The 14702-nt window shown below is 44.0% G+C and carries 11 protein-coding genes; 8 read left to right on the top strand and 3 right to left on the bottom strand.

From position 1 onward, the window contains the following. The first annotated feature begins 216 nt into the window (after positions 1–216). The 4 genes from L1028_RS02365 to L1028_RS02350 all read left to right on the top strand — a co-directional run bounded on the left by L1028_RS02365 (position 217) and on the right by L1028_RS02350 (position 6815). Positions 217–738, top strand: coding sequence for a MarR family winged helix-turn-helix transcriptional regulator (locus tag L1028_RS02365; RefSeq protein ID WP_234530854.1), 522 nt, complete (start codon positions 217–219; stop codon positions 736–738). Next, on the top strand, positions 731–2491 hold the full coding sequence (locus L1028_RS02360) for an ABC transporter ATP-binding protein (protein ID WP_234530852.1): 1761 nt from the start codon (positions 731–733) through the stop codon (positions 2489–2491). Before L1028_RS02365 ends, L1028_RS02360 begins: the two co-directional genes overlap by 8 nt. Next, positions 2488–4377: an ABC transporter ATP-binding protein gene (locus tag L1028_RS02355; protein ID WP_279306822.1), complete on the top strand. Its 1890-nt coding sequence runs from the start codon at positions 2488–2490 to the stop codon at positions 4375–4377. Before L1028_RS02360 ends, L1028_RS02355 begins: the two co-directional genes overlap by 4 nt. Positions 4378–4586: 209 nt before the next feature. Continuing rightward, positions 4587–6815, top strand: a complete 2229-nt coding sequence (locus L1028_RS02350; protein ID WP_234530851.1) for an MMPL family transporter — start codon at positions 4587–4589, stop codon at positions 6813–6815. Between the two features lie 171 nt (positions 6816–6986). Here L1028_RS02350 and L1028_RS02345 read toward each other — a convergent pair whose 3' ends face one another. From L1028_RS02345 to L1028_RS02335, 3 genes are all read right to left on the bottom strand, one after another. Further along, positions 6987–7304 (bottom strand): antibiotic biosynthesis monooxygenase, encoded by a 318-nt coding sequence (locus tag L1028_RS02345; RefSeq protein ID WP_234530849.1) that lies wholly within the window; start codon positions 7302–7304, stop codon positions 6987–6989. A gap of 732 nt (positions 7305–8036) precedes the next feature. Further along, complete coding sequence (locus L1028_RS02340) at positions 8037–8756, bottom strand: 3-ketoacyl-ACP reductase (protein ID WP_234530847.1); 720 nt, start codon at positions 8754–8756, stop codon at positions 8037–8039. A 132-nt stretch (positions 8757–8888) separates the two neighbouring features. Beyond that, entirely contained in the window at positions 8889–10436 is a 1548-nt protein-coding gene (locus tag L1028_RS02335) for an FAD-dependent oxidoreductase (RefSeq protein ID WP_234530844.1), read from the bottom strand. A 158-nt stretch (positions 10437–10594) separates the two neighbouring features. Between L1028_RS02335 and L1028_RS02330 the strand changes: the two genes are divergently transcribed. The 4 genes from L1028_RS02330 (at position 10595) to L1028_RS02315 (ending at position 14634) form a co-directional block, all read left to right on the top strand. Then, positions 10595–11953: a spore germination protein gene (locus L1028_RS02330; RefSeq protein ID WP_234530843.1), complete on the top strand. Its 1359-nt coding sequence runs from the start codon at positions 10595–10597 to the stop codon at positions 11951–11953. Next, positions 11953–13053 (top strand): GerAB/ArcD/ProY family transporter, encoded by a 1101-nt coding sequence (locus L1028_RS02325; protein ID WP_234530841.1) that lies wholly within the window; start codon positions 11953–11955, stop codon positions 13051–13053. The genes L1028_RS02330 and L1028_RS02325 overlap by 1 nt, the downstream gene beginning before the upstream one ends. After that, the gene (locus L1028_RS02320) at positions 13050–14147 is read left to right on the top strand and encodes a Ger(x)C family spore germination protein (RefSeq protein ID WP_234530839.1); all 1098 of its coding nucleotides are present in this window, start codon (positions 13050–13052) and stop codon (positions 14145–14147) included. The genes L1028_RS02325 and L1028_RS02320 overlap by 4 nt, the downstream gene beginning before the upstream one ends. Before the next feature lie 91 nt (positions 14148–14238). Next, positions 14239–14634, top strand: coding sequence for a Fur family transcriptional regulator (locus tag L1028_RS02315; RefSeq protein ID WP_042131422.1), 396 nt, complete (start codon positions 14239–14241; stop codon positions 14632–14634). Positions 14635–14702 lie beyond the last annotated feature (68 nt).

Here is a 14702-nt window from a genome sequence, read left to right as displayed (position 1 = left end):
CATGGAGCTTGGTTTTAAGAATACAGATTCAGTATTCTTATAATACAGAGTAATACATAAACGAAATTGGACTCCCTTGCCATTGTGCTGGGGAGTTTTCTTTTTCGTAATAATTGATAGCGTATTCAAAATTTGACAAAGCGTTGCGCCGAAAATATAATTAGGTAGCCTAAATAATATAGTATTTAATAATTAGCTGACCTAACTAAATTAGAGGTGAGAGAAATTGGGATAAACGGAGGAAATACAGAAAATACTGAAAATTCAGTCGCACACGAGCTTTTTGCGGCGATGAAACGGCTGCATAAAGGCCATTGGCAAAAGGGTGTTGAAGGCCATAAGCCGAGTGAGATGACTTTAATGATATGCATTGAAAAATGGAATCATTCTGATGATGAGGGTCTAAAGATATCTGAAATCAGCCGACTTCTCGGATTCACACCTCCAACTATTACGCAGTTGATTAATAGTCTAGAGGCGAAACAGATGGTGGAAAGACACGCAGATCCTTCGGACCGAAGAGTCGTACGCGTGAAATTGACGGAGAGTGGAAAAAAACTCACACGAAGAGCAGAGCAATATAGAGACGCAATGCTTGATGAGCTCGTACAGTACTTAGGTGAAAAAGAGACTAAGCAGCTCACAGAACTGTTGCTGAAAGTACATGCATTCGTTGAGGATAATCCGCCACCTAATTGGGATAGGCTACAAATGAACGGAGATGAGAAGCTTGATTAAATTATTTAAACAACTTAAGCCATTTCGAGTAGCTATTGGTGCTGTATTAATTCTTGTGTTCTTGCAGTCCATGGGCGACTTATACCTCCCTACGCTAATGTCTGACATTGTCGACAAAGGAATTGTGCAGGGAGATCGAACTTATATTTGGAAAATAGGTAGCTTCATGCTTTTAGTTGCAGGGGGCGGGGCTATATGTTCAGTCATTGCCAGCTATTTATCGGCAAAAGTGGCAGCGGGGTTTGGTAAACTCACCCGTGCTCGTGTGTTTAATCATGTAGAGAATTTCACGCTGCATGAGTTCGATAAGCTCGGTACTGCATCCTTAATTACACGTACAACGAATGATATTACGCAGGTACAGACTGTACTTACTATGATGCTGCGTATGATGATTGGTGCACCGATGATGATGATTGGTGGTATCATCATGGCGGTGTCCGAAGATGCGAAATTATCATTGATCTTTGTTGTAGTTATCCCGGTACTTGTAGGCGCAATTTTCTTAATCGGGATGAAGGGATTACCGTTGTTTAAAGCGATACAGGTTAAGCTGGATAAGTTAAATCTGGTGCTACGTGAACATTTGACGGGTATCCGTGTTATCCGTTCATTTAACCGAATTGATCATGAGAATAAACGCTTCTCTGAGGCTAACCGTGATCTGACAGACACAGCGATCAAAGTAAATAAAATCATGGCCGGTTTGATGCCGCTTATGATGATTGTTATGAACTTTTCCATGATCGCAATTCTTTACTTTGGTGGAATCCGGATTGGCGATGGAGATTTACAAGTCGGCTCACTAATGGCATTTATTCAATATGCGATGCAAATCATGTTCTCCCTAATTATGGTATCGATGATGTTCGTACTGATTCCTCGTGCGTCAGCTTCTGCCTTGCGTATCAATGAAGTGCTCGATATGCGGCCGGAGTTCACAGATCCTTCAGAGAGTGAATTGCAAACAACGGCTCAAGCTACTAGAAAAGATGGTCGTGATCATATGCGTGGTTTTGTTGAATTTGAAAATGTTTCCTTTTCTTATCCTGGCGCGGAACAACCTGCACTTTCAAACATTAGCTTCAGTGCCCGTCCAGGTGAAGTTACTGCCATTATCGGCGGTACAGGTTCAGGTAAATCTACGCTGCTTAGCTTGATTCCAAGATTCTATGATGTTAACGAAGGTGCTGTACGTGTGAACGGAGTAGATGTACGTGAGATGACCCAAGAAGAGCTACGGAGCAAGATTGGTTACATCCCTCAAAAAGCAGTATTGTTCTCAGGTACGATTAACGAAAACATTCGCTATGGTAAAGAGGATGCTACCGATGAAGAAATTATTCATGCAGCCAAGGTAGCTCAAGCCTACGATTTCGTGTCAGCAATGAAAGAGGGGTTTGATTCGGAAATTGCTCAAGGCGGTAGCAATGTCTCCGGTGGTCAGAAACAGCGGTTGTCCATTGCACGTGCGCTTGTAAGAAAACCTCAAGTTTATTTGTTCGACGATAGCTTCTCAGCACTTGATTTCAAAACAGATGCTAAGCTTCGCGCGGCACTCAAAGATGAAACTACGGAATCCACTGTTCTAATCGTAGCTCAACGGGTTAGTACCGTTATGGATGCCGATCGGATTATTGTTATTGATGAGGGTGAAATCGCCGGAATGGGCACTCACCGTGAACTGCTCGCGAGCAGTGATGTGTACCGCGAGATCGTATCCTCGCAGCTGTCAGAGGAGGAAATAGCATGAGCGAACATAACAACAAAACTGCTGCTCCGCGTGCCCATAAAGGTCCAGGACCTGGTGGCGGTCCTGGCATGCGGTTGCCTGCAGAGAAGGCTAAAGACTTTAAGGGTACACTTCGTCGTCTGATTAAGTATTTAAGACCTCGAATGGTTCAATTAATCATCGTTCTTGTTATGGCTATTGCCAGTACTATATTTAGTATTTTCAGTCCTAAGGTTATGGGTAAAGCAACAACTAAACTGTTCGAAGGTGCTTACGGTAAATTAATGGGTGTTGAGGGAGCCTCCATTGATTTTGGATACATTAATGATATCCTGATCATACTTGCGGGTCTGTATTTGCTTAGTGCTCTATTTAGCTATGTTCAGCAGTATGTAATGGCTGGTGTAGCTCAGAAGGTCGTTTACGACATGCGTGAGCAGATTAACAGCAAGTTGGAACGATTGCCTTTGAAATATTTTGATTCCCGTACACATGGTGAAATTCTAAGCCGTGCTACGAATGATGTGGATAACATCAGTACTACGCTGCAACAGAGCTTAACTCAATTGATTACTTCTATTGTCACCATTATCGGTGTTATTGTAATGATGCTTACCATTAGCCCATGGCTGACTTTGATTACGATTATTACGTTGCCACTTAGCTTCGTTGTAATTATGGCTATTTCCAAGCGTTCGCAGACTTATTTTGTCAGACAGCAGAAATCGCTCGGTCAGTTGAATGGTCATGTAGAAGAAATGTATACAGGTCACCGGATTATTAAAGCATTTGGTCGTGAACCGCAGTCTCTTAAGGATTTCGATCAAATTAACGATAAGCTTTATGACTCTGGCTGGCGTGCCCAATTCATGTCCGGTATGATTATGCCGCTCATGATGTTTATTGGTAATTTAGGTTATGTAATGATCTGTGTAGTCGGCGGTATCTTTGTTACTAAAAAAATGATCGATGTTGGGGATATTCAAGCTTTTATTCAGTATTCCCGTCAGTTCACCCAGCCGATTGCACAAACGGCTAATATCGCTAATATTATTCAATCCACTATTGCTTCTGCAGAACGTGTATTTGAACTTCTGGATGAAGAAGAGGAAGTTAAGGAAGTTAATACTACGCTTGCGAAGCTTGATGAAGGTACTCCGGAAGGTTCCGTTGAGTTCCGTCATGTGAAATTCGGATATAAAGAAGATGCGATTCTGATTGAGGACATGAATATTGAGGTTAGTCCAGGTCAGACCATAGCGATTGTCGGTCCTACTGGTGCTGGTAAAACCACTCTGATTAACCTGTTGATGCGCTTCTACGAGATTAATGATGGGGAAATTATCATTGATGGCGTCAATATTACCAATATGAGACGGAGTGACCTGCGCAGCAAATTTGGTATGGTGCTTCAGGATACCTGGCTGTTCAATGGTACGATCCGCGATAACATTGCTTACGGACGTGAAGGTGCCTCAGAAGCTGATGTGGTACGTGCTGCTAAAGCTGCTCATGCCGATCACTTTATCCGCACACTTCCGCTTGGCTATGATACGGTGTTAAATGAAGAAGCTTCTAATATTTCACAAGGACAGAAGCAGCTGATTACGATTGCCCGTGCGATTCTGGCTGATCCATCGATCCTCATTCTTGATGAAGCAACGAGCAGTGTCGATACACGGACAGAATTGTTGATTCAAAAAGCAATGAAAGCATTGATGCAAAACAGAACTAGCTTCGTAATTGCTCACCGTCTTTCGACGATTCGAGATGCCGACCTTATCCTTGTTATGAATCAAGGTAGTGTAATCGAAAAGGGTAACCACGAGGAACTGCTTGCACAAGGCGGATTCTACGCTGATCTTTACAACAGTCAGTTCTCCGAAGGAGATTTGGACGCAGGCTAAATTGAAGTGAAAGAAAAAGTATAGCAAACCATACACCCCTCTTTTCACATGTTGCTGATTTTATATGTGAAGAGAGGGGTGTTTTATATGTGGTGAGGTGTTTTGATTTTTCAGAAAAATAAAAAAGTTGATTAAAAATTAAAGCATATATATGATAGAATTAAAAATGACCCGCGGCTCATTTTTAAGGCCGAAAGGTAAAGGAGAGGATGAAGGGAATGTCAGGCTATGGTAAATGGGTGGCAGGAAGAAAGACGAAGTGGGTTACTCTTCTCGTGTGGATTGTACTAGTTGGTGCACTTACCATGTTGTGGCCTGCAGTGAATTCTCAAGTTGCTAATAATGCGCCTAACCTCCCAGATGATGCACAATCGATACAGGCAGCAGCTATAGCAGAACAAGAATTCCCGAGTGGGAGTGGGGTACCTGCACTACTCGTGTGGCATAGAGAAGGTGGGCTTTCACAAGATGATTTAGTACATATCACTGCTGTGTACAAGAAGTTGGAGCAGCAACCCTTGCCCCATCAGAATTTTGTTCCACCATTAGGACAACTGCCGCCACAGGCACTACAAGCCTCGTTATCTGAGGATCTTAGTACGCTGGTAACCCCGGTGCTTTTTGATAAAACGGCAGATAGTGATCAGCTCGGCGAAGCTGTGACAGAAATGAAGAAGATCATAAACACGGAGACGGGTGGAGACCCCTCCGCGGCTAAAGTAGATGGAAAAGACCTGAGTTTACGTGTTACGGGTCCAGTGGGCATCTCCATAGACGCTACAGGCCTGTTCAAGAACGCAGACGTTTCCTTGTTAATCGCTACGGTTATGCTTGTGCTGGTGTTCTTATTGGTGATTTATCGTTCACCGATCTTGGCGTTTATTCCACTTATTGCGGTTGGATTCGCTTATGGTGTAACAAGTCCGATTCTTGGAAAAATGGCGCAAGAAGGCTGGATCACAGTAGATTCACAGGCAGTCTCGATTATGACTGTTTTGCTATTCGGAGCTGGTACGGACTATTGTCTGTTCCTGATTTCACGGTTCCGGCAGTTGTTGAAGGTAGAGGAGAGCAAGAGTCGTGCGCTTCTTCGCTCCATTACCGAATCTTCAGGCGCAATTGCTATGAGTGGCTTCACCGTCGTGCTCGCACTGTTCGCGCTATTGCTGGCTAAGTATGGAGCTTATCATCGTTTTGCCGTTCCGTTTAGCATGTCTATCTTCATTATGGGGATTGCCAGTCTAACCCTCGTGCCTGCACTGCTGGCGATCTTTGGACGGACTTCGTTCTTCCCATTCATTCCGCGTACACCGCAAATGGAAGTAGAACGGGCTAAGACTAAAGGCAAGCCTGTTCCTGAAATCAAAGTTTCCCGTAAAAAAGGAATTGGCGGCTTGGTAGTAACCCGGCCTTGGGCTATCGTAGGCGTGACTGTTATCGGACTGGGGGTTCTGGCTTCATTCTCCAGTGGAATCAAATTTACGTATGATATCCTTTCTTCTTTTCCTAAGAATATGGAGTCCCGCGAAGGGTTCGACCTCATCGGTAAGCAGTTTTCTCCAGGCGAACTAGCACCCGCTAAACTGATTATTGATACTAAGGGGCAAGCGAGTGGAGAGGATCTTAAAGTCATTCTCGGAGGGCTCACGTATGTGGACTCGGTTTCCGATCCGCAGCAGGGCGCTGTGAACAAGGATATTCTGTGTTATGATATCGAATTTAAGAACAATCCTTATTCACTTGAAGCGATGGGGCATATTCCAGCCCTTCTAGCAACAGCAGAGCAAGCGCTGATTGATGTAGGGGTAGAGAATCCTTCAGATCATGTGTGGGTAAGTGGTCAGACAGCAACACAGTACGACACAAAAGAGATTGGAGATCGGGACACCGATCTGATTATCCCTGTTGTTATCGGGTTGATTACTTTGCTGTTGTTGATATATCTGCGTTCTATAGTGGCGACTATTTATCTGGTAGGAACAGTCATTCTCTCCTTCTTCTCTGCTCTTGGCTTAGGTTGGATTATCATTCATTATGTGATGGGGGCAGATGCCATTCAGGGAGCGATCCCGCTCTATTCCTTTGTATTCCTTGTGGCACTTGGAGAAGATTACAACATCTTTATGATCTCTAATATTTGGAAAAAGCGTAAGAACATGCCGCTTAAGCAGGCGATCGCAGAAGGTGTGAATGAGACCAGCTCGGTAATTACCTCTGCGGGCCTCATTCTGGCAGGTACTTTTGCTGTATTAGCTAGCTTGCCGATTCAGGTGCTTGTGCAATTTGGGATCATCACCGCACTAGGTATTCTACTTGATACCTTCGTAGTTCGTCCGTTCCTTGTGCCCGCGATTACGACACTTTTTGGTCGGTGGGCATTCTGGCCGGGGAAACATCAAGAGGTGGAGCAAGCTCTGCCTCGTGGTAGTGAGCAATAAGCGACACACTGTAGAAACAAACAGGGATGTCTCAAAGCCATATTGGCTTAGGACATCCCTGTTGTTATTGACGTGGCAGCAATACTTTTGTTTATTGTACGATTCGGCCTATATCTCATAGACGCAAGTTATGTGAATAGCTTGCGGGACTAGTTGTCCAATCTCTTACACTTAATTGCTGGTGCCGGGTGTTCGGCTGATCATCAGCTTATATTTGTCGATCGATGCACCAAGAATGGCTTCATTTCCACCAGCACCGCGGTGCGATTGGCGGAAGGACTCACTGGAGGTCCAGCCTTTAAATGCCTCCTCATTCTCCCACATGGTACAGATTTTTAATTCCTCAACACCATCTTTGGCACTTCCTTGCCAAACCTCCATGCGGACGAATCCTGGCATATCCTGTACACCATTATTTCCTCCGAAACGTTGAGCAATGGCTTCACCATGACCTTCTTTAACTTTAATGGTATTTGTCACTACTAGCATATTAGGTAAACCTCCGTTCAGTAGTGTGATATCCATACATAAACATTAGGCGGAATTATAATTGCACTTTATACACTTAAAAGTTCTGGTTCGTTAGAAACGAAGACGATAAGTGTATTCTCTGCAACTAAATTAGATGAATCTGGCGAATGGTCGAGAATTGCCTGCTGCTAGTTGCACAGAGTGCAATTATATTGTGACAGATCCTCTAATTACGCTGAATAGATGTACGAAGTGCAACTATCGTCTATTCGAATGCTAAGTAGTGTTCAGTACTCGGGGTACCTAGTGTAGCTACAACACCCAACTACACACAAAACACAACATAACTTTAAGTGCCTACGATTAAATACGTAATCTTTAAGTTACCTACTCTGGCGTTTAAGTAACCTGCTCTGGACCTAAAGTGGAGTTTGATTGCAGGATGTGCAACAGACTAGCCAGAAACTAGCCCACATAAGGTATTCTGTTGCACTTTGTACAATTGAATCGAGGCCAAATCGCCTAAAAGTAGGGTTTCCTCCAGTTTGATTGCACAAAGTGCAACCAAACCAAGTTTCTCTCTCGACCAGAGAGATTCTATTGCACAAAGTGCAATCAGAGAGGGAGTAGACCTGGGGATTATCCAGCACAAAGTGCTATCAATCAATCCGTACTGCTTCCTCCTTGTCTAGCCGCATTCTCCTGCACAAAGTGCAATCAGAGCCTGGCCTAGAACCAGCCAGCTCGCTTTTATTGTGGATTAGTGGTCCAGAGTCCTGCTGTTTTTAGGAAGACACGATCCGGCAGCTTCAAGGCTGTTAAAGCCAATTCAGCTACATCCTCAGGCTGCATCATGCGGTCTTCGTCACCGATCTTAAGTCCAGCGTTGGATGCTAATCCAGTGTTAACAGTGCTTGGAGTCAAGGCTACGACGCGGATGTTGTGCTTACGTACCTCTTGGGCGAGGGCTTCGGTCATGCCCATCAGTGCAAACTTGGATGCGCAGTAAGCCGAGCCTGTCGCGAAACCACGTTCTCCGGCAGTGGAAGAGATGTTGATGATGTTTCCACCATTCTTCTCAATCATAGCTGGCAGTGCAGCGCGAGTAACATAATAGGTACCGTAAAGATTGACTTGGATATGACTTTCCCAATCGGCAGGGTCCATTTCTACTAAAGTACCGAATTTTGCAATTCCGGCATTGTTGATTAATGCGTCAAATGTTCCTAGCTCGTCTTGCAGGTAAGCAACCGCACGTTCAGCTTCTTCGCGTACAGCGATATCCGCAACGGCGATGCTGACTTTCACGTCGTATACTTCCGTTAAGGCTGATTTTAACGCTTCGAGATCGCCTGAAGTTCTGGAGATCAGGCCCAAATTAGCACCTTCCTTAGCTAGTGCCATGGCTAAGGCTTTGCCGATCCCTTTGCCTGCGCCAGTAATCACAACACTCTTTCCTCTCAAATCCATCTCTAACGTCACGCTCCTTTAAACATTTTTGAAGCTAATGCTTCAATCATGTCCTATTATACCTGAATGCTATAGGGCATTTACAATCGCTTAAAGAATCGATTTGAAGACTTTTTCACGAAAGGAATAAATTTACTCGTAAAGCTTCGTTAGCGGCACTGATGCAGGTCCTTCTAAGACTTCCCCATCAAAGGAGAATCGAGAGCCGTGGCAAGGGCAATCCCAAGAACGGTCGCCGTCGTTCCATTCGCATTCACAGCCCATATGTGTACAGGTTCTGTCTATCAGATGAAGCTTCCCTTCCGGATCCTTGTAGGCGCCGACACGTTTGCCGTCATGAAAGACAACAGCCCCTTCGTCTGCCTTCAAATCACTTGTCTTTTTATGGACGATTTCTACTTTACCCGCTACAAGCTCTTTTGCCACATTGGCATTTTGAACGATGAAGCTTTTTAGACTGGCACCAGCTTTGAAGCGGGATGGATCGTATAGCTCTGTATATGGATTATCTTTGCGCTGAATCTGATCAGCGATGATTTGAGCGGATAAAGTACCGTTTGTCATGCCCCATTTTCTGAATCCAGTCGCGATATAAATCTCTTCGTTACCCGAAATCTTGCCGATGTAGGGGACCTTGTCCAGCGTAGTTAAATCCTGTGCTGACCAGCGGTAAGGGATCGATTTGATGCCCAGCAAGTGACCTGCGAACAGTTCCAAATTCTCATAATGGCCTATCGTGCAGATGCCTTGGCCTGTCTTATGATTCTCCCCACCAACGATAACCAGATTACGTCCTTCCCACTCTACAGCACGCAGAGAACGGGTTGGTTCGCTGGCACTTAAATACATTCCACCCTCAAAATCCGTTTCGGGCTGAATCGCCAGACAGTAGGAACGCTCAGCATGCAGTCGCGAGAAATATAACGCACCTCCATCGTAGAAGGGGAAATGAGAAGCCGACACAGCGTAACGGCAGGTGATGCGGTAGTCATTCTTTTCCGTAAAAAGCGTAAGCGTATCGTTCTTCTCCACCTTGTCCGCCATCATCGTATGCTCATAAATCACGCCACCTTTTTCCAAGATAACCTTCAACAAGGCCTTCAGATATTGCAGTGGGTGAAAGCGAGCTTGTCCTGGTAATTTAATTGCACCACTCGCCATCAAAGGGATAGAGACATTATCCAGCCATTCACCGGGCAGACCCAATTGTTCATAGGCTTGATACTCTTCTTCCAACTGTTTAAGCGTTTTATGATCTTCAGCATCTGCGTATAGATAGGCTGCTTCACGTTTCATGCCGCAAGACACTTCAAGTTCTTCAGCTGTATTTAAGATCCAATTCATAGCCTCATTGTTCGATTGATAATAGAGCCGGGCATTCTCCGCCCCGAAATGTTTCAGCAAATGATGATAGATTAATCCGTGCTGAGCGGAGATTTTTGCGCTTGTAAAACCCGTAGTACCACTGAGAATTTCTCCTGCCTCCAAGAGCGTGACTTTGTATCCTGCTTTGCTTAAGAGATAAGCAGTTGTAATTCCTGTAATCCCGCCACCTACCACTGCAACATCTGTAGAAATATCTTCAGTTAGCTTTGGAAAAGCTGGTAAGTCCGTAGTGTCTCTCCATAATGATTCTGGAAATTGCGGGAGACCTTGCGTTATTTTACGATGTGAATTCATCTTATTATCCCTCCATCTAATACAATCCTCATTTCATTTATTACCACAGTTCCGTTAAAAGAAACTCCGTATTCACATGTGCAGTGCATGAATTCAGAAAAATAGTGCCAAAATAAGGTTGCATCCGGGGAGCACAGGATAAATAGGAGGGATGATCCATGTCAGTTCAACAGGATAAGCACAATGTTTCTCTGGAATGGATCAAGGGTGAGTTGGACGGATTCGCCGATTTAATCGATCGAACGCTCGTTGCACCTTTTGGGCAGATCAACTTAATTTATATTAAAAGCGTTACAGATTCGCAGACGCTCAGTCGTCATGTGATTACACCGTTCTATGAGATGGGGGATACTAACGCTTACCGGGATTACATTACGACGTATCCGGGCACGGAAGAGGAGACTACGAAGGATGTAGCGATCGAGCTTATGCTTAGTGGGTATGTTCTTCTTAGCATAAATGATGTGATTTGTTTTTTCGATGCGATGGGTACGGAGAGCAGCGGTGTTAGTGAAACGTCTGCAGAAAGTATTTCACAGGGACCTTCAGACGCACTAACGGAGGATCTCGCGGTTAATCTGAATATGATTCGTCGGCGCTATCAATCCACTAATCTCAAAATGGAAACCATGGTCATCGGCGATGTCTCCAAAACAAAGGTGGCGATTCTATATGACATCAGTCGTGTGGATCATTCGGTATTAGCGGAATTAAGAGAGAAGATGAATACACTCGAGGTTGATATTTTGCAGGCCACGGGAGAACTTGAGAAGTTTATAAGCAGTGATAAATTGAGAATACTCCCTAAGTCTATTATTACTGAAAGACCTGATAGAGTTGTGTTTAATTTATCTGAAGGAAAAGTAGCCATACTCCTGGATACAACGGGATATGCGATAGTATTACCTTCTATATTTAATGATTTCTTTACATCCATGGATGATAAAATCCAATTTCCTATCGTGGGTCGTTTCTTAAAGCTACTCCGAATTATCGGTGTGTGCATGACGTTGTGGCTGCCTGCAATCTATGTAACACTCACCTCTTATAACCCGGAGATTGTTCGTGTGCAGGTTGCGCTGCTCATTTCGGGTAGTCGTGCGACCGTACCTTATCCATCTTTTGTGGAAGTGTTCCTAATGCTTATGATGATGGAATTTCTGACCGAGGCGAGTTTACGGCTTCCCAAGGCGATTGGTCCTACGGCTACAACGGTCGGAGGTCTAATCTTAGGCCAGGCCGCTACGGCGGCAGGGCTTGTAGGGAATATTATGATTATATTGGTCTCTGCCGTTGCGATATCCAATTTTCTGATTCCTCTTAATATGATGAGCTTGTCGATACGCGTGCTGAAGTACGTTTTTCTTATAGCTGCCGCTGTCCTAGGAATGGTTGGTGTAGTGGTCTGTGTTGTGGGATTCGCAATGTATTTATGCAAGCAGCGTAGCTTTGGGCAACCCTATTTCAGACTATTTTTCCTTGATAATCTTGGTAAGAAGAAGGGCGGGGAACATTGATGGCCAAAAGCCGTTATTTCTACTGTCTTTTTCTGATGAACAGCTTGATCAACATCATTAATTTTGTTCCTAGGGAACTCATCGACAGACGTTTTGACGGTGCGCTTGTATCTATACTCATCGGAACGATCTTTGGCACCTTATTTGTCTATATATTTACTGTATTGATTGCAAAATTTCCTGGAAAGGGGTTTCCAGAAATATTTACCTCTCTCATTCCTAAGCTACTAGTCAAACCATTACTAGTGTTTTTTGCTGGTTTATGGTGTGTGGCTGGGGGGGTTACCTTGCTTTCTTTTGTAGATATTACTCTGCGGTATATTAGTCCGGATTCAAGCCCATATACTGTCGTGTTCAGCTTTCTGATATTGGTCTGTATCTGCTGTCGCTTTGATTCACTATCACTTTTGTATGGTCTTGAAATCATTCTTTTCGTTACATTACCGTTAATCGTCTATGGCATCGTGAAGGCGCTGATCAATCCAGATTTTAACTGGGACTCAGTTCTTCAGATCACTACATACATCTGGCATAAGCCGGATCTAATGAGCCTTTCGGCAGCTACCTTTTCTTTCAGTGGTTATATCAATCTAGCCATCTTTAATCGGGTATTTCATGGGTTAAAGCTGAAGCATGTCTGGATTTTAGCGGTGGAAGGACTGCTCGTACTTCTCTTAACCTTTTTGGTCCCTATCGGTTACTTCGGAACTGTTGCGATTGAGAGACATGTATATACGTGGTTCTCGACGGCAGACAGTATCCGGATAGAATCCTTTATTATTGAACGGATGCTGTTTATTTTTTATTTTGCCTACATGACTTTATCTCTGGTGAGTGTAATTGTTCATTGGCATGTAGGGTTAGGGTTATTCAAAGGTGCTATTTCATCTGCAAAAAAACAATCCCCGAAAGCAGAACAGTGGAAAGAGCGGATTATCCTGTGCTTGTTTTGCGGAGTGGTTCTCTCCTTAATGTGGATGGATCAATATCAGCTCAACTTGCTGGGCGCTTGGTTTCTACAAATCCGCTGGTTCGGTGAGATGTTCTTAATCGCATTGCTGTTTTATTGTTATCGTAAAGTGAGGAGGCAGGGCTTGTGAGGAAAGCACTTAGTGTAATAGGACTTGCCTTACTCTTGTTTCTTTCCGGTTGTGATTTCAAGGATATTGATCTGCGGATATTCGTACTGGCGATCGGTGTTGACCCTGGAGAAAAAGAAGGGAATTTTAAGATCAGCTTGAAGCTAGCCATCCCTCAGGGTGATGTTACCAAGATTGATGAGAAGATGCAGATCATAACCGAAGAGTCCCAGAGTATCTCGGAAGCGCTCCGCAGAATGAAGTCAAGGGTAGCGAAAGAACTTGATTATTCACATTGTAAATCACTTGTTTTGGGAGAAGGGATTGCGCGTAAGGATATTCAGCATGTGATGGATTGGGCGGTGCGGCGCAGAGATATTCAGCTGATTCTCAATTTAGGAGTTGGGCGTCCGGATGCACTTGGAGTGCTGAAGGTAAGACCCAAATCGGAACATATCCCATCGAATTCTCTTATTCTGGCGATGAGTGGTCAGGGAACGGAGTCTCCCTTCATTACTAGTGTGTATTCTTATCAATTGATGAGAAATGTTTATGAGAAGGGGATTGATCCAATTTTGCCGATTATCGAGACCAACGTGGACAATGAGTTTATAATTAATAAAATCGCATTGCTGGATAGCCAGAAAATCAAGCTGGTGCTAACACCGAACGAGACCCGGCTGTACAATCTGCTATCGCGCCCGAACCTGCGAACCAATTTACCAGCCCATTCCGAGGGAATCATGTATCAGTATTACACGGAGAGATCATCCTCGAACTATAAAATATTAAATCTGGAGAGCGGGAAAGCTAGCATTCGATATCATATTAAGATTAAAGGGATTCTCGAAGAAAGCAGCAGCCCGGATTTGGTGACTCATGGTAAGTTGGAGCAAATTGCAGCAGCCGGGGGAAAAGAACTGGAAAAAGATATATTATCGTTACTGACTAAAATTCAAGCTAGTGGTCTGGATCCTTTTGGGTGGGGTCTGCACTATGGAGCTAGGCATTTTAATAATGATACAGAAATGGAAGTATGGAAGGGGCTCTATGCGGATCTCGATTTTCAGGTCAAAGCTGACGTTAACATCAAATATTCCGGATTGATCAAGTAACTGAGAAAGTAATGAGTGGATAAAAGTGGGATTGACGTTCTTACATTCACGATTTATACTTGATCTAAAAATAAGTTAGAGGATGATAGCAATGAAAAGTCTAAATTTGACTTCCCAACGTCAAGCCGTTTACGATATCGTCCTTAATTCACATGACCATCCCACTGCCGCAGAAGTAATGAATCGGTTAGTAGAGCAAGGTCATAGCTTAGCATACGGTACTGTATATAACTCCTTACGTTATCTTTCAGATAAACAAATGATTCGTGAACTTAAGCTTGGTGAGGCTGCCAGCAGATATGATGCCCGCATGGATGATCATCAGCATATCATTTGCGAGGTTTGCGGTGCGGTTGACGAGGTAATGAACCAAGTTCCAAGAGACTGGATGAATACAGTGGCCAAGGATACTGGCTATACGATTGGTCATGCCCATGTGGTATTCGGAGGCGTCTGCCCGAACTGTAAGAACAAGAATGTGAACTAGGATGAAAGAACCGGAGCACTTTTGCTAGGTAACGATAAGGAAATAAGCTGATTGTAGTAGACCGCTCT

Origin of the sequence: Paenibacillus pseudetheri (genome assembly GCF_924513355.1) — a bacterium.
GTDB lineage: Bacteria > Bacillota > Bacilli > Paenibacillales > Paenibacillaceae > Paenibacillus_AQ > Paenibacillus_AQ pseudetheri.
This window is presented reverse-complemented; position numbering and strand designations above follow the sequence as displayed.

Bases quoted from the DNA above. Each gene is read 5' to 3' on its own strand.
- L1028_RS02315 (WP_042131422.1), top strand. From the start codon at position 14,239: ATGAAAAGTCTAAATTTGACTTCCCAACGTCAAGCCGTTTACGATATC.
- L1028_RS02340 (WP_234530847.1), bottom strand. From the start codon at position 8,756: ATGGATTTGAGAGGAAAGAGTGTTGTGATTACTGGCGCAGGCAAAGGG.
- L1028_RS02325 (WP_234530841.1), top strand. From the start codon at position 11,953: ATGGCCAAAAGCCGTTATTTCTACTGTCTTTTTCTGATGAACAGCTTG.
- L1028_RS02335 (WP_234530844.1), bottom strand. From the start codon at position 10,436: ATGAATTCACATCGTAAAATAACGCAAGGTCTCCCGCAATTTCCAGAA.
- L1028_RS02345 (WP_234530849.1), bottom strand. From the start codon at position 7,304: ATGCTAGTAGTGACAAATACCATTAAAGTTAAAGAAGGTCATGGTGAA.
- L1028_RS02330 (WP_234530843.1), top strand. From the start codon at position 10,595: ATGTCAGTTCAACAGGATAAGCACAATGTTTCTCTGGAATGGATCAAG.
- L1028_RS02350 (WP_234530851.1), top strand. From the start codon at position 4,587: ATGAAGGGAATGTCAGGCTATGGTAAATGGGTGGCAGGAAGAAAGACG.
- L1028_RS02355 (WP_279306822.1), top strand. From the start codon at position 2,488: ATGAGCGAACATAACAACAAAACTGCTGCTCCGCGTGCCCATAAAGGT.